At 64.8% G+C, this 19279-nt stretch carries 16 protein-coding genes, 1 tRNA gene and 1 pseudogene; 6 read left to right on the forward strand and 12 right to left on the reverse strand.

Annotation, left to right across the window (positions count from 1 at the left end):
- Nucleotides 1-207: 207 nt before the first annotated feature.
- Nucleotides 208-1764, forward strand: coding sequence for an APC family permease (locus QFZ57_RS00935; RefSeq protein ID WP_306897285.1), 1557 nt, complete (start codon nt 208-210; stop codon nt 1762-1764).
- A 57-nt stretch (nt 1765-1821) separates the two neighbouring features.
- On the opposite strand, the gene QFZ57_RS00940 is transcribed toward QFZ57_RS00935, so the two are convergent.
- From QFZ57_RS00940 to araB, 7 genes are all read right to left on the reverse strand, one after another.
- Nucleotides 1822-2373, reverse strand: a complete 552-nt coding sequence (locus QFZ57_RS00940; RefSeq protein WP_306897287.1) for an AMIN-like domain-containing (lipo)protein — start codon at nt 2371-2373, stop codon at nt 1822-1824.
- Between the two features lie 159 nt (nt 2374-2532).
- On the reverse strand, nt 2533-2835 hold the full coding sequence (locus QFZ57_RS00945) for a DUF4193 domain-containing protein (protein WP_306632368.1): 303 nt from the start codon (nt 2833-2835) through the stop codon (nt 2533-2535).
- A gap of 92 nt (nt 2836-2927) precedes the next feature.
- Nucleotides 2928-3131, reverse strand: a complete 204-nt coding sequence (locus QFZ57_RS00950) for a hypothetical protein (protein WP_306632369.1) — start codon at nt 3129-3131, stop codon at nt 2928-2930.
- Between the two features lie 74 nt (nt 3132-3205).
- The gene (locus QFZ57_RS00955) at nt 3206-4216 is read right to left on the reverse strand and encodes a LacI family DNA-binding transcriptional regulator (protein WP_306897289.1); all 1011 of its coding nucleotides are present in this window, start codon (nt 4214-4216) and stop codon (nt 3206-3208) included.
- Nucleotides 4217-4267: 51 nt separating this feature from the next.
- A complete protein-coding gene (gene araA, locus QFZ57_RS00960; protein WP_306897290.1) occupies nt 4268-5788 on the reverse strand; it encodes an L-arabinose isomerase in 1521 nt (506 codons plus the stop codon).
- Between the two features lie 35 nt (nt 5789-5823).
- Nucleotides 5824-6540, reverse strand: a complete 717-nt coding sequence (locus QFZ57_RS00965; RefSeq protein WP_306632372.1) for an L-ribulose-5-phosphate 4-epimerase — start codon at nt 6538-6540, stop codon at nt 5824-5826.
- Nucleotides 6537-8297 carry a ribulokinase gene (gene araB, locus QFZ57_RS00970; RefSeq protein ID WP_306897292.1) on the reverse strand — a complete coding sequence of 587 codons (1761 nt, stop codon included), beginning with the start codon at nt 8295-8297 and terminating at the stop codon, nt 6537-6539. Before araB ends, QFZ57_RS00965 begins: the two co-directional genes overlap by 4 nt.
- 267 nt (nt 8298-8564) lie before the next feature.
- Between araB and chvE the strand changes: the two genes are divergently transcribed.
- The 3 genes from chvE to mmsB all read left to right on the forward strand — a co-directional run bounded on the left by chvE (nt 8565) and on the right by mmsB (nt 12614).
- Entirely contained in the window at nt 8565-9692 is a 1128-nt protein-coding gene (gene chvE, locus QFZ57_RS00975) for a multiple monosaccharide ABC transporter substrate-binding protein (RefSeq protein ID WP_373461160.1), read from the forward strand.
- Between the two features lie 107 nt (nt 9693-9799).
- Nucleotides 9800-11329, forward strand: a complete 1530-nt coding sequence (gene mmsA / locus QFZ57_RS00980; protein ID WP_306897295.1) for a multiple monosaccharide ABC transporter ATP-binding protein — start codon at nt 9800-9802, stop codon at nt 11327-11329.
- Nucleotides 11330-11333: 4 nt separating this feature from the next.
- On the forward strand, nt 11334-12614 hold the full coding sequence (mmsB, locus tag QFZ57_RS00985; RefSeq protein ID WP_306897296.1) for a multiple monosaccharide ABC transporter permease: 1281 nt from the start codon (nt 11334-11336) through the stop codon (nt 12612-12614).
- Between the two features lie 112 nt (nt 12615-12726).
- Here the strand turns inward: mmsB and QFZ57_RS00990 are convergent, their stop codons facing one another.
- From QFZ57_RS00990 to QFZ57_RS01005, 4 genes are all read right to left on the reverse strand, one after another.
- Complete coding sequence (locus tag QFZ57_RS00990; RefSeq protein ID WP_306897298.1) at nt 12727-13980, reverse strand: MFS transporter; 1254 nt, start codon at nt 13978-13980, stop codon at nt 12727-12729.
- A gap of 54 nt (nt 13981-14034) precedes the next feature.
- Nucleotides 14035-16215, reverse strand: a complete 2181-nt coding sequence (locus tag QFZ57_RS00995) for an elongation factor G-like protein EF-G2 (protein ID WP_306897300.1) — start codon at nt 16213-16215, stop codon at nt 14035-14037.
- Between the two features lie 84 nt (nt 16216-16299).
- Nucleotides 16300-16725, reverse strand: a complete 426-nt coding sequence (locus QFZ57_RS01000; protein ID WP_306897302.1) for a ChaB family protein — start codon at nt 16723-16725, stop codon at nt 16300-16302.
- 68 nt (nt 16726-16793) lie between these two features.
- Nucleotides 16794-16879 (reverse strand) — tRNA-OTHER (locus tag QFZ57_RS01005).
- Nucleotides 16880-17268: 389 nt separating this feature from the next.
- Between QFZ57_RS01005 and QFZ57_RS01010 the strand changes: the two genes are divergently transcribed.
- Both QFZ57_RS01010 and QFZ57_RS21585 read left to right on the forward strand, forming a co-directional pair.
- A complete protein-coding gene (locus tag QFZ57_RS01010; protein ID WP_306897303.1) occupies nt 17269-17580 on the forward strand; it encodes a hypothetical protein in 312 nt (103 codons plus the stop codon).
- A 29-nt stretch (nt 17581-17609) separates the two neighbouring features.
- Nucleotides 17610-18069, forward strand: a pseudogene (locus QFZ57_RS21585) (IS5/IS1182 family transposase); the annotation flags it as partial.
- 27 nt (nt 18070-18096) lie between these two features.
- Here the strand turns inward: QFZ57_RS21585 and QFZ57_RS01015 are convergent.
- Nucleotides 18097-18906: a DUF6994 family protein gene (locus tag QFZ57_RS01015; RefSeq protein WP_306897305.1), complete on the reverse strand. Its 810-nt coding sequence runs from the start codon at nt 18904-18906 to the stop codon at nt 18097-18099.
- Nucleotides 18907-19279: the final 373 nt, after the last annotated feature.

Below are 19279 nucleotides of genomic sequence, written 5' to 3' on the forward strand. Positions count from 1 at the left end.
AATGGTTCCAGTACGGCAGACGCTACCAGTCTGCTCCCATGGCGGCCCGGGCTGCCAGCCAGTTTCTCAGTGAGCTTACTAATTGGCGGCAGTCATAAACGAATGTGATTCATATTGCGTCTTGCATCACAGGCCCCGCACCCCCATACTAAATGAACGCCATTCATATAGTGACCTCCGTCTCACAGCCTTCCAGAAAGTGGTGCCATGACAGAGACAATCCGCACCAGTACGGCCAAACCCGGTCCGCACGCCCACGCCCCCTCTGCGGACGGCGTCAGCGCCAAGGGACTCAAGGGCGGGCAGCTCGGGCTCCTCGCCGTCGTCGTCCTGGGTATTTCAACCATCGCCCCCGCCTACACCCTCACCAGCGCACTCGGACCCACCGTCAATGAAGCCGGGCTCCAGCTGCCAGTCATCTTCCTGATCGGGTTCATCCCCATGATCCTGGTCTCGCTCGCCTACCGGGAGCTCAACGCCGATTCCCCGGACAGCGGCACCACCTTCACCTGGGTGACCAAAGCCTTCGGGCCCTGGATCGGCTGGATGGGCGGCTGGGGCCTGCTGGCCGCCAACATCATCGTGCTGTCCAACCTGGCAGGCGTCGCCGTTGACTTCTTCTACCTGTTCCTGTCCCAGCTCACCGGGTCCCCGGAACTCGCAGACCTGGCGGATAACAAGGCCTTGAACGTCCTGACCTGTTTCGTCTTCGTGGCACTGGCCGTCTGGGTCAGCTACCGGGGCCTGCACACCACCAAGCTGGTGCAGTACAGCCTGGTGGGCTTCCAGCTGCTGGTGCTGGGCCTGTTCGTGGCCATGGCCTTCGCCAACTGGTCCACCTCCGAAACGGCCATCCCGTTCAGCTGGGACTGGTTCGACGTCACCAAGATCGAAACCTTCGGCCAGATCGCCGCCGGCATCTCCCTGTCGATCTTCGTGTACTGGGGCTGGGACGTCTGCCTCACCGTCAATGAGGAAACGGCCAACGGCAAGAAGACCGCCGGCGTGGCCGGCACCCTGACGGCTGTCATCGTCCTGGCCATCTACCTCCTGGTCAGCATCGCCACCATGATGTTCGCCGGCGTTGGCGATACCGGCAACGGCCTGAACAACGCGGAAAACCACGAGAACATCTTCACGGCCCTGGCCTCCCCCATCATGGGACCGTTCGCCATCCTGATGTCCCTCGCGGTGCTCTCCAGCTCCGCGGCCTCGCTGCAGTCCACGTTTATGTCCCCGTCCCGGAGCCTGCTGGCCATGGCGCACTACGGGGCACTGCCGGAGCCGTTCAGCCGCATAAGCAGGAAGTTCGCCACGCCTGGCTTCGCAACCATCGCCGCCGGCGTGATGTCCGCAGGGTTCTACGCGGTGATGCATGTGGTCAGCGAAAACGTCCTGAATGACACCATCCTTGCCCTGGGCCTGATGATCTGCTTCTATTACGGCCTCACGGCACTGGCCTGCACCTGGTACTTCCGCCACAGCCTGTTCACCAGCGTGCGCCACTTCCTGCTCCGGCTGGTATGCCCGGTGGTGGGCGGTGTGGGCCTGTTCGTGGTGTTCGTCCAGACGGCCGTGGACAGCCTGGCGCCGGAGTTCGGCAGCGGTTCAGAGGTCTTCGGCGTGGGCCTGGTGTTCATCCTGGGCGTCGGCATCCTGGCCCTGGGTGCCGTCGTCATGCTGGTCATGTCACGCACGCACCCCGGCTTCTTCCGCGGCGAAACCCTCAAGCGGGATACCCCCGCGCTGGTGGTCCCGGAGTAGGACCCCAGCACAGAAAGGTGCCGTGCCCCGGCCAGGGGCACGGCACCTTTTGTGTTGTCACCAGAAGTGCGCCACGTCCACCACCAGGCGGTGACCGGAACCGGGTCCGTCCAGGGTGAACACCCGGAACGGAAGACGGGCACGGACACCCAGGCCGAGGGTGGTCTGGCCCTCGAAACTCCCAGCCCAGACCACTTGGCGGAAGGTCTGGTAACCGGAAACGTTGGAGAGCTCTGCCTTGTCGGCGGGGGTGTATGTGGGCTGTCCTTTATCGTCATAGGCTGGCGCCTTAACAACCACCTGCAGGCGGGCGCCACCCCGTGCCGGCACGACTGCCCCCGAGCCGTCCTGGATAATCTGCCCCACGTAGCGGACGGTGTAGCCGGGGGCCGGGCCGCTACCGAGGTCAACCACCAGCCGGTCGAAGCAGTAATGCTGCCCGGTCCGGACGTTGGTCACGGGCGCGCCGCTCACGGCACCGTCCGTTTTCATCAGCGAGCCCCATGTGAGCCCGCAATACGGCGTGGCTGCCGAGGCGGGCGCTGAAACCACGAGTCCCAGCCCTGTAGCCATAATGATGGCTGCGAGCCAGATAAAGAATTTTTTCATTGCGGTGCCATCCGGAAAAGAAGGCCATTGGATGCTTCCAGCGTAGGAGTGTTCAAGCCGGGATACGAGTGAGCATTTTGATAACGACAGCGTCCGGAGACAAAGCAGCGCCGGCCACCTCGGGGAGGTGGCCGGCGCCGGGAAAAATCAGTAGGAAACTCAGCCCTCGCAGTCGCGGCAGTACTTCAGGCCGTCTCTTTCACGGGCAACCTGTGACCGGTGGCGGACCAGGAAGCACGACGAGCAGGTGAACTCATCGGACTGCTCGGGAACCACGATGACGGTCAGTTCCTCGTTGGACAGGTCGGCGCCGGGCAGGTCGATACCTTCAGCGGTGTCGTTCTCTTCAACATCGATAACCGCGGTCTGCGCGCTGCCGCTCCGTGACGCCTGGAGGGCCTCGAGAGAGTCAGCGGGGGACTCTTCTTCCTGCTTGCGTGGAGCATCGTAATCGGTAGCCATAGCGTGTTCACTTTCGTTGCTGCACAGCGCCATTTCAGGCACCTCAGTGAAGCAGTTTAGGGCATCATCCCGCTACTGGCGCAATAGCGTGGCTAAGCAGACATTCCGCCGTCGCCGGGGGCTGTTCCTGCATGCTCTGAGCGGGCCTGGTCCGCTGCTATGGACACCCCGCTCAATGCCGGCAGCCAGCCCCAGCGGGTGGCGTCAGCCATGGCGCCGGCGGCACTGGACTCGGATTCGTACGTAAAGGTGTCAAGCAGCCAGTCACGGAGCCGGACAAGCAGGGTAGCCGTCATACCCTGAAACCTACGCAGCTATTGTTGTGGCCACGTTTCGCCGCGGTCTCCCCCGGATTAAATCCGCTGCCGGCTCAGGCGGGCGGCGCCGTGCTGCTGCGCAGGACGAGTTCCGGCTCCACCACCAGGGTCCGCGGTCCTTCTGCGCCGCCAAGCGTCGTCAGCATCATCTCCATGCACCGCCGGCCCAGTTCTTCGAAGTCCTGCCGGACCACCGTCAGCGGCGGGCTGAAGTAGGCGGCTTCGGGCTGGTCGTCGAAGCCCACCACGGACACGTCCTGCGGCACCTTCACGCCCGCCTCGTTCAGTGCGCGCAGGACTCCCAGGGCCATCTGGTCGTTGCCGACAAAGAGGGCGGTGGCGTGGCGGGCGGCGGCCAACCGCCGGCCGATTTCATAGCCGCTTCCAGCGCTCCAGTCACCCTCGATGATCAGGTCCGCAGCGAGGCCGGCGGAGGCCAGGGTTGACCGCCAGCCATCAGCGCGTGCCACGGCATCAATCCAGTCCTGCGGCCCCGCGACGTGTCCGATCCGGACGTGCCCCTGCCCAATAAGGTGCCGGACAGCCAGTTCGGCCCCGCGGTACTGGTCCACCCTGACGCCCCCAACGGCGTCATTTCCGTCCGGTCCCACTGCCACCACAGGCACGCCGATGGGCAGTTCCGCCAGGGCGGCCAGTGTGTCCAGGTGCGGAACAATCACCACGATTCCGTCCACCGACTGGTCCAGGAAGTGCCGGACTGCGTCCAGGATCGCGTCCCGGTTCACCTCCCGCAACGCGGCGACGCTGACGAAATATCCTGCGTCCCGTGCAGCCCGCTCCACTCCCAGCAGCGTGTTGGCAGGCCCGTACTGCGACAGCTCGCTGCCCAGGACGCCTATGGTGTGCGAGCGCCGGGTGACCAGGCTCCGGGCCGCTGTGTTGCGGCGGTAGCCAAGCCGGGCAATCGCCACTTCCACCTTTTCCCGCGTGCCTGCGCTCACGTTGGGGTGGTTGTTGACCACCCGTGACACGGTCTGGTGTGAGACCCCGGCCAGTTCCGCCACGTCCTCGAGCCTCGGCAGCCGGGGTGGCTTGCCGCGCATCACGAGGTTCTTGTCCGTGGCAGGGGCCGGGGCCTCAGCCGTTCCACTGGATCAGATCCCGCCGGCCAGCTTGTAGTACGCGGCGTTCCAGTTCAAATCCTTCTTGAACTGGCGGATGGTGGTGCCTTCGTCAATGGTGAGCAGTTCTGTTTTGGCGATTTCCGCGAAGTCCTCGAACACGTCCATGCCCACTTGGGTGGACAGCACCGTGTGGTGGGCGGCGCCGGCGGTGAGCCAGGCCGCGGCGGAGGTGGCGAAGTCCGGCTTGGGCTCCCACAGGGCGCGGGCCACGGGCAGGTTGGGCAGCGGCTGGTCCAGGGGGACAACCTCGACGGCGTTGGCCACCAGGCGGAACCGGTCCCGCATGTCTGACAGAGCCACGACGACGCCCGGGGAGGCCTCGGCGTCGAACACCAGGCGGACCGGGTCCTCCTTGCCGCCGATGCCCAGCGGGTGGATTTCCAGGCGCGGCTTCGATGTGGTGAGGGAGGGGCAGACCTCCAGCATGTGGGCGCCGAGGATCTTCTCGGAGCCCGGCTCCAGGTGGTAGGTGTAGTCCTCCATGAGGGAGGCGCCGCCGGGCAGGCCCGCGCCCATCACCTTCGCGGCGCGTACCAGGATGGCGGTCTTCCAGTCGCCTTCGGCACCGAATCCGTAGCCGGCAGCCATGAGCCGCTGTACCGCCAGGCCGGGCAGCTGGCGCAGGGCACCCAGGTCCTCGAAGGAAGTGGTGAACGCGGCGGATCCGTTGCCCTCCAGGAAGCTGCGCAGGCCCAGTTCGATCCGGGCGCCGTAGCGCAGCGATTCGTGCCTGGCCGCGCCTGCGCGGAGCTCGGGCACCACGTCGTAAAGGTCCTGGTACTCGGCCACCAGGGCGTCGACGTCGGCCTCGGCAGCCCCGTGGACGGCGTCGGCGAGTTCGTTGACGGACCAGGTGTTGACTGCGACGCCGAAGCGCAGCTCGGCCTCAGTCTTGTCGCCTTCGGTGACGGCGACATTGCGCATGTTGTCGCCAAAACGGGTCAGCTTCAGGCTGCGGACGGCGGCCCAGCCCGCCGCGGCACGCTGCCAGGAACCCACCTGGCGGGCCACTTCGGGGTTGGAGACGTGCCCGACGACGGTCTTCCGGGCGATGCCCAGGCGGGACTGGATGTAGCCGAACTCGCGGTCGCCGTGCGCGGCCTGGTTCAGGTTCATGAAGTCGAAGTCGATGTCCGCCCACGGCAGGTCCCGGTTGGCCTGCGTGTGCAGGTGCAGCAGGGGTTTCCGCAGCAGGTCCAGGCCCTGGATCCACATCTTGGCCGGGCTGAAGGTATGCATCCAGGCCGTCACCCCGATCACGGAATCATTCGAGTTCGCCTCCAGCGCCGTGCGGCGGATGGCGTCCGAATCGGTGAGGACCGGCTTCCACACGATCCGCACAGGGACGGCTGACGACGCGTTGAGCTGGTTGGCGATCTCCTGCGACTGGGCGGCCACCTGCTTGAGGACTTCCTCCCCGTACAGGTGCTGGCTGCCGGTGAGGAACCAGACCTCGTAACCGTCAAGGGAAGTGCTTGCTGCGGTGCTCATGAATTCTCCTGGGAAAGTTTTTTGGGTTCGGCGGCCTATTGGCCGTACACGTTCTGGTAGCGGGCGTAGAGGGAGTCGATGGAGCCCTGGTCGATGGGCAGCGGTTCACCCAACTGCCGCGAGATGTGGACGGTGCGGGCCACTTCCTCGCACATGACGGCAGCCTTCACGGCAGACCGGGCGTCCTTGCCGATGGTGAACGGGCCGTGGTTCTGCATGAGGACCGCCGGCGAATTGGAGTTCTTCAGCGTCTCCACGATGCCCTGGCCAATCGAGTCATCGCCGATCAGCGCGAACGGGCCCACCGGGATGGAGCCGCCGAACTCGTCGCCCATCATGGTCAGCACGCACGGAATGGCCTCACCCCGCGCGGCCCAGGCGGTGGCATAGGTGGAGTGCGTGTGAACCACCCCGCCCACGTCGGGCATGTGGCGGTACACGTAGGCGTGGGCGGCGGTGTCGGACGACGGCGACAGCGGCGGGTTGCCCCAATCGACCGTGCCGCCGCCACCGACGTTGGTGCCCCTGACCGGCGTGCCGTGCAGGTCCGTCACGATCATCTGCTCCGGGGTCAGGTCCTGGTAGGACACACCGGAGGGCTTGATGACCATGAGGTCGGTGCCTGGCACCCGGGCGGAGACATTGCCCGCGGTCCACACCACCAGTTCGTACCGGGTCAGCTCGGCGTGCAGCGCGCACACTTCCTCGCGGACCCTGGCGATGGTTTCCAGGATGACGGCTCCCGTGCTCATGCGGACACCTCCACGGCCGTCTCGCCGGAACCCACGAGGGAACCGGAAGTCCTGCGCTGAATGGCCTTGAGCCGGTGCATCACGTCATTACCGCCCCGGCCGAAGTAGTCGTGCAGGGTCTTGTACTCCTGGAACAGCTCCTCGTACGCGGCCACGTTTCCCGGGATCGGCGTGTAAACCTCACCGGGTTCGGCACCCATGGCGGCAGCAGCTTCACGGATGTCCGCGTATTCGCCCGCGGCCACGGCGGCGTGGATCGCCGACCCCAGGGCCGGGCCCTGCTCCGAGCCAATGGTGGACAACTGCAGGCCCGTGGCGTCCGCGTAGATCTGCATCAGGAGTCTGTTCTTGAGCAGGCCGCCGGCCACGATGAATTCCTTGACCGGGACCCCGGCGTCGCGGAAGGCGTCCACGATGGTGCGGGTCCCGAACGCGGTGGCTTCCAGAAGTGCGCGGTAGGTGTCCTCGGGCCTGGTGGCGAGGGTCTGGCCCACCACGATGCCGGAAAGCTCGTGGTCCACCAGGACCGAGCGGTTGCCCGAGTGCCAGTCCAGCGCAATCAGGCCGTGCTCGCCGATGGCCTGCCGCGACGCCAGTTCGGTGAGGTACTCGTGGATCCCCAGCCCCGCATCCCTGGCTGCCTGGTGGTATTCGGGCGGGACGCCGTACTTGGTGAACCAGCCGAAGATATCCCCCACGCCGGACTGCCCGGCCTCGTAGCCCCACAGCCCCGGCACGATGCCGCCGTCCACCGCCCCGCACATTCCCGGCACCTCCCGCAGTTCCGTGCCGTTCATGACATGGCAGGTGGAGGTGCCCATGATGGCCACCAGTTGCCCGGAGTCCACTGCCTTGGCGGCCGGGGCCGTGACATGCGCGTCAACGTTTCCCACGGCCACGGCGATGCCCTCCGGCAGCCCGGTCCAGGCCGCCGCCTCCGCCGTCAGGGTGCCGGCGGCGTCGCCCAGCCGTCCGATGGTGTGCTCCAGCTTGGAGCTGACAAAGTCCTTGAAATCCGGATTGAGGGCGGCCAGGAAATCATCCGACGGATACCGCCCATCCTGGTAGATGCCCTTGTACCCGGCCGTGCAGGCGTTGCGCACGTAGCGGCCGCTGAGCTGCCAGACGATCCAGTCGGCCACCTCCACCCAGTGGTCCATTTCGGCGTAGGCCTCCGGGTCCTCCTCCAGCAGCTGGAGGCCTTTGGCGAACTCCCACTCGGACGAGATCAGGCCCCCGTACCGCGGAAGCCAATCTTCGCCGCGTTCGGCAGCGAGCCGGTTGATCCGGTCGGCCTGCCCCTGGGCTGCGTGGTGGCGCCAGAGCTTCACGTAGGCATGCGGGCGGTTGGCGAAGCCCGGCAGTTCGTTCAGGGGTGTGCCGTCGGCCTTGACGGGCACCATGGTGCAGGCGGTGAAGTCCGTGGCAATACCGACGACGGCGGCCGGGTCGATCCCCGCGTCGGCCACCGCGGCAGGAACCGCGTTGCGCAGGACGTCCCGGTAGTCGTTGGGCACCTGAAGCGCCCATTCCCCGGGGAGCCTTACGCCTTGTCCCTCGGACGCCTCGCCCGCCACGTCTTTGGGCAGGGCGTCGGTCAGCACGGCATGGGGATACTCATGGACAGCGCTGCCGAGCTCCTTGCCGTCGCGGACCCGCACCACCACGGCACGGCCTGAGAGGGTTCCATAGTCCACCCCGATGACGCAGTGGTCGTGAAGGGGCTCGGAGCTGGAAGTGAACAACGCATCTGGCATGGGGTTGCCTCCATCCGGGAGGCAGGGGCCTCATCACCGGGTTTTGTAGGGTCAGGGTGGAGCTAAGTGCTGCAGCAAGTGTGAACGCTAACAAAGCAGAAGTCAATGAACTCGAAAGACTTTCGAAGTTTCCGGTAGAAGCCTCTTGTTAGCGTTCACAAATCAGTCTATATTGAACCGACACATCAACAATGTGGCCAGGACCGGGAGCTTCGCTGCTTCCCGGTCCAACAAAACTTCGCGGCAATGCTGCCGCGGAAGGAGATAATGGTGAGAATCAAAAAACTGATGGGCGCGGTGGCCCTTGTCCTCGCCCTGACCGTGGGGGCTACCGGTTGCGGCTCCCGCGGCGGAACCAGCGAATCCAGCAGTGCGGCGAAGCCCAGCGACTCGCTGGTTGGCATTTCAATGCCCACCCAGACATCTGAGCGCTGGATTGCCGACGGCGCCAACGTTGAAAAGTCGCTGAAGGACCTCGGCTACAAGACGGACCTCCAGTTCGCCAATGACGACATTCCTACACAGGTGTCGCAGATCGAAAACATGCTGACCAAGGGCGCCAAGGCCCTGATCGTCGCCGCCATTGACGGCACCACCCTGACCGATGTCCTGGCCAAGGCCAAGGAGCAGAACGTTAAGGTCATCGCCTATGACCGCCTCATCAACGGCACGCCCAACGTGGACTACTACACCACGTTCGACAACTACACCGTGGGCGTCCAGCAGGCCACCTCGCTGCTGACGGGCCTGGGCCTCGTCGATGCCAGCGGCAAGAAGGTGGACGGCAAGGGCCCCTTCAACATCGAGCTTTTCGCCGGCAGCCCCGACGACAACAACGCCAACTTCTTCTGGACCGGCGCCATGGACACCCTCAAGCCGTACCTGGATGCCGGCACCCTGAAGGTCCCCAGCGGCCAGACCAAGTTTGAGCAGGCCGCGATCCTTCGCTGGCAGGCCCCCGTGGCGCAGAAGCGCATGGAGGACATCATCACCTCCGCCTACAGCTCGGGCACCAAGCTGAACGGCGTCCTTTCCCCGTACGACGGCCTGTCCATCGGCATCATCTCCGCCCTTACCAGCACCGGCGGCTACGCCAAGGGAACCCTGCCGGTGGTCACCGGCCAGGACGCCGAAAAGGGCTCCGTGAAGTCCATAATCGCCGGTGAGCAGTACTCCACCATCTTCAAGGACACGCGCCAGCTCGGCGCGCAGGCCGTCAAGATGGTCGACGCCGTCCTCAAGGGCCAGGAAGCCGAAACCAACGACACCAAGACCTACAACAACAAGGTCAAGGTCGTGCCGGCCTTCCTGCTGAAGTCTGTGATCATCACCAAGGACAACTACAAGAAGGAACTGATCGACTCGGGTTACTACAAGGACTCCGACGTCAAGTAGTCGGCGTCCGGGGGCTGTGGCCGGGCCTCCAATCCGGCCACAGCCCCGTCCGCAACCTCCTGCAGCAGCAGGAAGGCCAAGCTTCGACCAGTCAGTGGGAATTGACGATGAACACACCCATTCTTCAAATGCGAGGAATCACCAAGACGTTCCCCGGCGTGAAGGCGCTGCAGGACGTCACCCTCGATGTGAACCGTGGAGAGGTCCACGCCATCTGCGGTGAGAACGGAGCCGGCAAATCAACGCTCATGAAAGTGTTGTCCGGCGTCTATCCACATAACACCTTCGACGGGGAGATCCTCTTCGAAAACGAACCCTGCAATTTCTCCAGCATCTCGGACAGCGAGAAGCGGGGCATCGTGATCATCCACCAGGAACTGGCGTTGAGCCCATACCTCTCAATCGCCGAGAACATCTACCTGGGCAACGAACAGGCCACCAACGGATGGGTGGACTGGCGCAAAACCAACCTGGAGGCAGCAAAGCTGCTTGCCCGCGTTGGCCTCGACGAAAACCCTGTCACTCCGGTGCAGCACATCAGCGTGGGCAAGCAGCAACTGGTGGAAATCGCCAAGGCGCTGTCCAAGGAAGTGAAGCTGCTGATCCTGGACGAGCCCACGGCCGCCCTCAATGACGAGGACTCCGGCCACCTGCTGGACCTGATCCTCCATTTGAAAGGCCAGGGGGTTACCAGCATCATCATTAGCCACAAGCTCAATGAAATCCGCAAGGTGGCAGATGCCGTCACCATCATCCGGGACGGCAGGACCATTGAGACCCTCCGGCTCGATGAAGGCCAGATCACGCAGGAACGGATTATCCGCGGCATGGTGGGCCGGGACCTGGAGAGCCTGTACCCGGACCGCGAGCCGAACATCGGCGAGGAAGTCCTCCGGATCGAAGACTGGTCCGTACGGCATCCCCAGGACCACACCCGCATGGTGGTCCGGAACGCCAACCTGCATGTCAGGAAGGGCGAAGTGGTGGGACTTGCCGGCCTGATGGGCGCCGGGCGCACGGAACTTGCCATGAGCGTGTTCGGCCGCACCTACGGCACCGCCACTTCGGGCAAGGTCTATAAGTACGGCGAGGAAATCAACACTGCCACCGTCTCTGACGCCATCACGCACGGCATTGCCTACGCCACCGAGGACCGCAAGCACTACGGCCTGAACCTCATCGAGGACATCAAGCGCAATATCTCCCTGGCATCGCTGGGCAAGCTCGCCAAACGCGGCTTTGTGGACAAGAACCAGGAGACCGTGGTGGCCAACGGCTACCGGACGAGCATGAACATCAAAGCGCCGTCGGTGGCCGCCATCACGGGGAAGCTCTCGGGCGGAAACCAGCAGAAGGTGGTGCTGAGCAAATGGATGTTCTCGGACCCGGACGTGCTGATCCTCGATGAACCCACCCGCGGCATCGATGTCGGCGCCAAATACGAGATTTACACGATCATTGCCAAACTCGCGGCCGAAGGAAAAGCCGTGATCGTCATTTCCTCGGAACTTCCCGAGCTGCTGGGTATTTGCGACCGCATCTACACCCTTGCTGCCGGCCACATCACCGGCGAAGTGCCCATCGCCGAGGCCACCCAGGAAACCCTGATGCACTACATGACCAAAGAGAAGGAATAGCGAAATGTCCGCCTTACGAGAATCGCTCGGATTCCTCACAAGCCGCCTCCGCCAGGTCGGCATCTTCGTTGCCCTGATCCTGATCGTCCTGCTGTTCCAGGGGCTGACCGGCGGGATCCTGCTGGAACCGCAGAACGTCACCAACCTCGTGGTCCAGAACAGCTACATCCTCATCCTGGCCATCGGCATGGTCATGGTGATCATTGCCGGGCACATCGACCTGTCCGTCGGGTCCGTTGCCGGGTTCATCGGCGCCGTGGCCGGCGTCATGATCGTCCACTGGGGCTGGCCGTGGTGGGCTGCGATTCCCGCCTGCCTGCTGGTCGGCGCCCTCGTCGGCGCCTGGCAGGGCTACTGGATCGCCTACGTGGGGATCCCGGCCTTCATCGTCACGCTGGCGGGCATGCTGATCTTCCGCGGACTCACGCTCATCACCCTCAAGAACCAGCAGATCACCCCCTTCCCCGCCGAGCTGCGTGCCCTGGGCGGCGGCTTCCTTCCGGATATCTCCGGCGGCACGTCCGTACTGGAGTGGCTCACCGTCATCCTTGGCGTCGGCGCCACAGTGGCTCTGCTGATCCAGGCCTTCAAGGAACGCAGGATCCGCAGGAAATTCGATCTCGAAAGCGAACCCCTGGTCTGGTTCGTCATCAAGACCGCCTTTACGTCGCTGCTCATGCTCATCATCACTTTCCTGCTGGCGTCATACCGGGGCACGCCGATCGTCCTGGTGGTCCTGGCCGTGCTGGTGATCGCCTACACCGCCCTGATGAACAACAGCGTCTTCGGGCGCCACACGTACGCAATCGGCGGCAACCTGCACGCAGCTGAACTGTCAGGCATCAAGACCAAGGCCGTGACGTTCCGGCTCTTCGTGAACATGGGCGTCCTTTCCGCACTGGCAGGCCTTGTCTTCACCGCCCGGCTCAATTCAGCGCAGCCCGCCGGTGGCACAGGTTTCGAACTGGACTCCATCGCCGCGGCATTCATCGGCGGCGCCGCCGTCACGGGCGGCATCGGAACCGTCGCCGGAGCGATGATCGGTGGCCTGATCATGGGCGTGCTCAACAATGGCATGTCCATCCTGGGCCTGGGCACCGACTACCAGCAGCTCATCAAGGGCCTGGTACTCCTCCTCGCCGTCGGCTTCGACATTTTCAACAAGAACCGCGGTGGGGGCGGTGGCGATCTTGGAAAGCGGTTCAAGCTGAAGACCTCACCCCCGCCCGCGCAGGAGAAGCCGACGCCGGCGGCCAGCGAAACGGTGGAGGCAGGCGTTAAGTAGTACCGGCGCGGCCGCTCGGCGGCCAATGCCGCCTGTAGGCCCCGGGGTCCGGACTGGTCCGGACCCCGGGGCCTACACTTGCGTGCGGCTTGCAGCACCTCTCCGGTGCTGCTCAGGGCGCTGCCGACAAGCCTGTGGCAACATCTGCCGGCGAGCGCCGGCGCCGGCTGAGGAGGATAAAGGGTGCCGCCAGCAGCTGCACCGCGCCGCCCAGGGCCAGGGATGCGGGATAGCCGTAGACGTCGGCGGCCCTGCCGAGCAGCGGCTGTACCACCACTCCCCCGCTGGACCCCATGAGCGAGGCGAAGCTCAGGACGGTTGCCCGTTGCTTCGAGCCGATCATGTCATTCAGGTAGGCCTGGCGCACCGGGGTGCCTGCGGAGGCAACCACAGCCCAGAGTGCCAGGAGCACCAGTGCCAGCCAAAAAATGTTGGTCACCAGGAGCACCACCAGGACCACCGAACTGGTGATGGTGGAAGCGATCAGCACGGTGGTGCGCCGGCGGACGAGTTTCCGGACCAGCGGGGCCAGCCAGCCGCCCACGATGTCCGCGCCGGCAACAATGGCGGCCGCCAGGCCCGCGATGGCGTAGGCCTTGGGATCACCGAAGAGCTGCAGCAGATAGGGCTGGAGGGCGTAGAAGACATAGAATCCCACGCCTTCGGTGAACGGTGCGGCCAGCATCATGTACCTCACCGGCGGGTTCCGAAGGCCGCCGTCCAGTGACGCCTGGAGGACAGCCCTGGTGGCCTGCAGGGGGTGGGCCGAACGCTCCGGTGTGAAGCCGACGTCGTGCATCAGCAGGAAGGCCACGGCGAACATCGCCACCAGCACCGCGACGCGCAGCAGGAACGGCACGCCCAGGTTTGTTGCCTGCGCGATCACGCCGCCGGCCACTGAACCGGCCAGCATGGCGATGCCGGAGACCATCTGGCCGCGGCCCAGGACCGCTTCCAGCCCGCCGTCGTAACCGGAAAAGTGCAGGGCGTCCACCAGCCAGGCTTCCACTGCCCCCGAGAAGAACGTGAAGCCAAGTCCAAGCAGCGCGGACACTGCGGCCCACCACCAGAACGTGGCGGACAGCTGCCACAGCAGGTAATAGAGGTAGGTGGATGCTGCCAGGGTCACGGTCCCCAGCAGGAAGGACGTGCGGCGCCCCCAGCTGTCGGCAACCACCCCGGTGGGCACCTCAAAGAGCACCATCCCTGCCGTGAAGAAGGCGTTGGCGGCGAAGGCCTCCAGGTTGCTCAGTCCCGCATCCAGCAGGAACAGCGTGTTGATCCCCCAAATGAACGACGCCGCAAGGGTGTTACCCAGCGTCAGCGTCAGGTAAATGCTCTGGATCTTTCGTGCTGCGGCGTTCACAGGCGGGCGGCGTTCATTGAAGCTGTTCCTGCACTGGCGGGAAACCAGGCAGGATCAGGACGGGCTGAAATTCGGGGGAACCGGGTCGTGGCGCAGGTACTGCCGGCGGAACCGCCCGGTGCCTGCCGTCAGGGCGCGCAGTTCCACTGCGTACCGCAGGAGTTCCTGGTCCGGCACCTCCGCGCTGATCTCCGTGAGCCCCTCCCCGGACGAAGTGGTGCCGGTAAGGCGTCCCCGCCGGCTGGACAAGTCGCTCATCACCGCCCCCACGTGTTCGTCGGCAACGCTGATGGACACTGAGGACACCGGCTCCAGCAGCTGGATCCTCCCCGCAGCCGCGGCTTCCCGAAGGGCCAGCGCCCCTGCCGCCTGGAATGCCGCATCCGACGAATCCACGCTGTGGGCCTTGCCGCCGACCAGGGTCACGCGCAGGTCAACCACGGGAAAACCCGCAGCGACCCCCTTATCCATCTGGGCCCGGATCCCCTTCTCAATGGACGGGATGAACGTTCCCGGGATGACGCCGCCCACCGTCTTGTCCACGAACTCGAACCCGGCCCCGCGCTCCAGCGGTTCCACGTCGATGTCGCACACGGCATACTGGCCGTGGCCGCCGGACTGCTTGACGTGGCGGCCGTGGCCGGCCGCGGATGCTGCAAAGGTCTCCCGCAGCGGTGTCACCACCTCCACGGTGTGCAGTTTCACGCCCTGTTCCCGCAGCCTGTCCAGGACCACCTCCGCATGTGCTTCGCCCATGCACCACAGCACCAACTGGTGCGTTTCGGCATTCCTGTCCACCCGCAACGTGGGATCCCCGGCCGCTATCCTGCCCAGGCTGCGGGCAAGGGCGTCCTCATCGCTGCGGGAATCGGCTTCCACCGCAACCGGCAGCAGCGGTTCGGGCATTTCCCATGTGGCGAGCAGCAGGGGGCTTTCCCGGGCGGAAATGGTGTCCCCGGTTTCGGCGCTGCCCAGCTTCGCCAGGGCGCCCATGTCCCCGGCCACGCAGTAGGGAACGGGGCGCAGGGTGGCGCCCAGCGGGGAATAGATATGGGTAACCCGCTCATCGGTGTCGTGGTCCTGGTGGCCGCGGTCAGCCAGGCCGTGGCCGGCCACATGGACCGGCGCGTCCTCCCGGAGCGTCCCGGAGAAGACCCGCACCAGGCAGATGCGGCCCAGGAACGGATCGTTGGAGGTTCGCACCACCTCGGCGGCGAGTGGGCCGGCGGGGTCGCAGGACAAGCTTCCCGCGGGGTTGCCGGCCAGGTCGGTCGTGTCCGGCAGGCCGCGTTCCGCCGGAGCAGGGAATGCGCGCACCAGCAGGTCCAGCAGTTCCGCAGTGCCCAGCCCGGTCACGGCGGACGTGGGCAGCACCGGAAAGAAGGAACCCCGGGCGACGGCGGTTTCCAGGTCGGCGGCCAGCACTGCGGTGTCGATGTCCTCGCCTTCGAGGTAGCGGTCCATCAGCGTCTCGTCTTCGCTTTCGGCGATGATCCCCTCGATGAGGGCTCCCCTGGCAAGCCCGGCCGCCGCGCGTTCATCCGGCGCTGCTGCGCGGACTACTGGTGTTGCATCTCCGGAGGAGTAGTCCGTCACTTCCTGGGACAGCAGGCCTAGGAGGGACAGCGGGCCGGCAGCCTCCCCTGCTGCCTGCACCGGGACGCACAGCGGCAGGACACCCTCGCCGAACGCCCTCTGGCAGGCGGCCAGGGCGCCGTCGTAATCCGCCCGCGGGTGGTCCATCCGGGTGATCACGACGGCGCGCGGCAGCTTCATCTGCCCGCACTCGCCCCAGAGTGCGGTGGTGGTGGCGTCAATCCCATCCACGGCGGAGACCACGAAGAGGGCGGCGTCCGAGGCCCGAAGACCCGCCCGCAGCTCCCCGATGAAATCCGGGTAGCCCGGTGTATCCAGGAGATTCACCTTGTGGTCGTCCACCATCAGCGGCACCAGGGACAGCGTGACTGACCGCTGCTGGTGCACCGCCGCGGGGTCGGAATCGCTGACCGTTGATCCCTCCGCGATGGAGCCCTTGCGTGTGATCACGCCGTTGGCTGCCAGCAGTGCCTCGATCAGCATGGTCTTCCCGGCGCCGGAGTGCCCCACCAGGGCCACGTTCCGGATCCGCGCCGGGTCCTGGACCGCGATGCCGGCGCCCTGGTCCGCCCGCTTCGAATCAGGCCCGTTCCTGCCACCTGCCGCCCGCGCTGACTCCTTGGTGCTTTTCACCGACATTGGAACCTCCTGGCATCATCGCCGGCCGGACCGGACGTGTCCTCTGATTCGACACCTTGGACGGCGGGACGGCAAGAGCACAGGCTATTTGCTGCGGGCTTTGCGGGTGGCGGCGTCGTTGGCCTTTTGGATGGCCTTCACCAGCTGATCCTTGTCCATCGTCGAGCGGCCTTTGACGTCCAGTTCCTTGGCCAGTTTGTAGAGATGGTCCTTGGGCGCATTGGCATCGACCCCGCCCGCAGTGGGTTCGGAAGAGCGGACGCCCTGTTCTGCGCGCTTGTCCGACGGGCCGCGTTTTTCCTTGGGCTCCCAGTGGTCGCCCACCTTCTCGTAGCTGTGCTTCAGGGAGGCGTAGGCTGCGCGGGCCGCCCGTTGTTCGTCCTGGTCATAGGACTCAAGGGCCGAATCGTAGGTCTTGGCGAACGTGTCCTGGGCTTTCTGCTCAGAACGCTGCAGGGTGGAGGGAAGCTCTTCCTTGCGGGCGTGGTCATTCTTGCCGGTCTTGGGCATGGCACCCATCCTCCTTTAGCCAGCACGCTGATTATGTGGATGGATCCAGCTTAGACCCGGAGGTTTTTTGGAGCCCCCTGTCGGATTCGAACCGACGACCCCCGCTTTACAAGGAGGAGTATCCCGGGTGTTCCCGGCAGTGCCCTGAACCGGCCTATGACCAGCGATTTTGCAACTGTTGATGTCGAAATCGTACCCGCGTGTTCCCTGCACTTCCCGTTCAAAGCATGTCGTAAACGTGTCGTCCATGGCGCTGCCCAGTTGCACTGGTCCCTTGCCACCGTTGAGGTCTGGTTACGCGGGCTCCCTTTGCCTGGACCACGGCAAGGGTGCGCCCAGTGCGTTCTGTGATGCATTTCGGGCGTGAGGTCTTCTCCTAACTAAGATCCCACCCGTCCACCCCTCAAGCGCGGTACCTCTTTCATCCTTTCGACTCTCAGCGGCGCATACTCGCCATCGGCTCGACTTCCCCCGAGAATCGTCCCGAGCTCAGCCAAGGGCTCACGGTCGAGCAGCGACGGGTTCTTCTCAAGCATCAAGGTGATGGTCTCCCCGACCTGCTGCGGCGTAAGTGCCGCGCAGATGGTAGCGGGACAGGTTGTCAAGAAATTGCCGCAGAGGGCACTCATGCAGGGGGTCATTTACCCGATCGTGAAGAAGGTTGCAGGTTACCTTGGCGTGCAGATGTCCAAACAGATATTCGCGAAGGGGGTCGCTAAGGCTGTCCCTGTCGTCGGGGCCGTGATGTCCGGCGGTGTTACCTTGGCAAGCTACCTTGCCATGTGCAAGCGGCTGAAGAATCACCTCTCCAGCCTTGAGCTCGCGAAGGAGCGTAGCACCGACGTATCGGTTTAAAGGTTCCGGCCGATGGTGGTGGCCCGGCCCGGATCGTCGGCATAGAATTCACGGACCCGGCCGCGGACGGATGCTTCGTCAAGGCCGCGGGCCGGCCCCGGTGGACCCCCGCATGTCAGGCACCAAACCCTGCTGCTCGACGGCAACGGCATTCCGGTGGGCACCGTGCTCGCGGCAGCGAACCGCCACGACTCCCCGCTACTGCGGCCCACGCTGGAACGGCTCGGCCGGTTCGACTTCCGCCTGCCTCCGGTGATCACCGAGCACCTGCGCGCCGGCTACGACGCGGCCAAAACCCGCGGCCTGCTCGACGAATTCGGCTTTGAGGCCGAGGTCGCCACCATGGGCAAGCTCGCCATCTGCACCGGGCGGCGCATTGGCGCCAGCGACGCGTTCGTCGCCCTGGCCAACGAGATCAACACCGTCCGGCGCCTGATCCGCGACGTCTGGACCACTAACCGCTGGGACACCCGGCCCGCAGGCCGTCCCCAACCCAGCGGCGGAGCAGCTAAGACGCTACTGGCGGACCTCAATCTCGGGGTGGTTCTCTATGACCCACTCAGCCATCCGACGATTCCGTGCCGCGATGAACTCCAGCGTGGCCTCCCGGTACGTTACGTACTCGTCTTTTGTGGCCGGCATCCCGGAACGCTTGAAGTTGTCGAAGGGCAGGTAGAACCGAACCTCTTCGTAGTCGGGCGTCACGAGGTCTTGAAAGTGGAAGAAGTCCACGAACTCTTTAAATCCGTCGAAGAATGCAAAGAAGTCCGCGTACGCGTTGATGACATGGGCTAGTGGGCTCTCCGGTTCTCCTGCGTAATGACGCCGGATGCACTCCAGGGTCAGATCCATCCGGTCGGCGATGAGCGACCTGAGCCCCCTCGCCTGGTTCATCGTGGGTCGGTCCTTCTTCCTGACGGGCCAGATCATCGCACTGCCGATGGTGTACGGCGGCTTCAGGTAGCGGGACCGCTCGTCCTCGTTCAGCGAGGCGATGGCTTTCGCCAGAGACGCCGTACGTGCCCGGCCGGTGTAGGAGTGCGTGATGGCGTCACTGCCGTACCAATGCCTCGCCTCGGAGGGGTCAGTGAAGATGAGGTAGCCGTCCGTACGCTTCGGCGGCGCGGTCGGTTCGAAGAGGACGCCGGATTTTAGCGTCTTGGTCCACAGCAGCTGATGGTCCGCCCGGAGCTTTGGACTGTGCGAATCCGGGTCGCGTTGCTTTGGGGTGCCGGAGTCGGAGTCCGGCGGGGAGCCGGCGTTGCCCGGTTTGGTCTTAGCAGCGGTGTCGGTCATGTAGTCGAATGAAGTATCAAAGACGCGCATTTTCGAAGTGTATGCGCTCGTCAAGTATTTTCAGGCAGTTTCATCGTCGGTATTCGACGATGCCGGTAAGGGTTCACGACCGCAAGCTTGATGGGGTGCCGATGGGGCCGCCGAGGTCCGGGGCCCGCATTGACAGTGGGACGTTGTGGTTCTCCCAAGCCTCGATGTAGTCCATGACCAGGGTTCTAGAACAATCACATGGTTATCGGACCCTGTGCCTACATTGATAAATCCGGTGCGGCCTCACCTAGTGGCGGAACCTCTTAGACGCTCGCGAGATTCCCCTTCTCCCATTGCTTGCACTGGCTACAAAAGGCCGCCCTCGGTAAGAAGGGCGGCCCTTTTCGGTGACGGGCAAGTTCTTGCTTGGTGC

Source organism: Arthrobacter sp. B1I2, assembly GCF_030816485.1.
GTDB lineage: Bacteria > Actinomycetota > Actinomycetes > Actinomycetales > Micrococcaceae > Arthrobacter.

Excerpts from the sequence above, each read along its gene's own strand:
- QFZ57_RS00935 (WP_306897285.1), top strand. The coding sequence starts at position 208 with ATGACAGAGACAATCCGCACCAGTACGGCCAAACCCGGTCCGCACGCC.
- QFZ57_RS00940 (WP_306897287.1), bottom strand. The coding sequence starts at position 2,373 with ATGAAAAAATTCTTTATCTGGCTCGCAGCCATCATTATGGCTACAGGG.
- QFZ57_RS00945 (WP_306632368.1), bottom strand. The coding sequence starts at position 2,835 with ATGGCTACCGATTACGATGCTCCACGCAAGCAGGAAGAAGAGTCCCCC.
- QFZ57_RS00950 (WP_306632369.1), bottom strand. The coding sequence starts at position 3,131 with ATGACGGCTACCCTGCTTGTCCGGCTCCGTGACTGGCTGCTTGACACC.
- QFZ57_RS00955 (WP_306897289.1), bottom strand. The coding sequence starts at position 4,216 with ATGCGCGGCAAGCCACCCCGGCTGCCGAGGCTCGAGGACGTGGCGGAA.
- araA (WP_306897290.1), bottom strand. The coding sequence starts at position 5,788 with ATGAGCACCGCAGCAAGCACTTCCCTTGACGGTTACGAGGTCTGGTTC.
- QFZ57_RS00965 (WP_306632372.1), bottom strand. The coding sequence starts at position 6,540 with ATGAGCACGGGAGCCGTCATCCTGGAAACCATCGCCAGGGTCCGCGAG.
- araB (WP_306897292.1), bottom strand. The coding sequence starts at position 8,297 with ATGCCAGATGCGTTGTTCACTTCCAGCTCCGAGCCCCTTCACGACCAC.
- chvE (WP_373461160.1), top strand. The coding sequence starts at position 8,565 with ATGGTGAGAATCAAAAAACTGATGGGCGCGGTGGCCCTTGTCCTCGCC.
- mmsA (WP_306897295.1), top strand. The coding sequence starts at position 9,800 with ATGAACACACCCATTCTTCAAATGCGAGGAATCACCAAGACGTTCCCC.
- mmsB (WP_306897296.1), top strand. The coding sequence starts at position 11,334 with ATGTCCGCCTTACGAGAATCGCTCGGATTCCTCACAAGCCGCCTCCGC.
- QFZ57_RS00995 (WP_306897300.1), bottom strand. The coding sequence starts at position 16,215 with ATGTCGGTGAAAAGCACCAAGGAGTCAGCGCGGGCGGCAGGTGGCAGG.
- QFZ57_RS01000 (WP_306897302.1), bottom strand. The coding sequence starts at position 16,725 with ATGCCCAAGACCGGCAAGAATGACCACGCCCGCAAGGAAGAGCTTCCC.
- QFZ57_RS01010 (WP_306897303.1), top strand. The coding sequence starts at position 17,269 with ATGGTCTCCCCGACCTGCTGCGGCGTAAGTGCCGCGCAGATGGTAGCG.
- QFZ57_RS01015 (WP_306897305.1), bottom strand. The coding sequence starts at position 18,906 with ATGCGCGTCTTTGATACTTCATTCGACTACATGACCGACACCGCTGCT.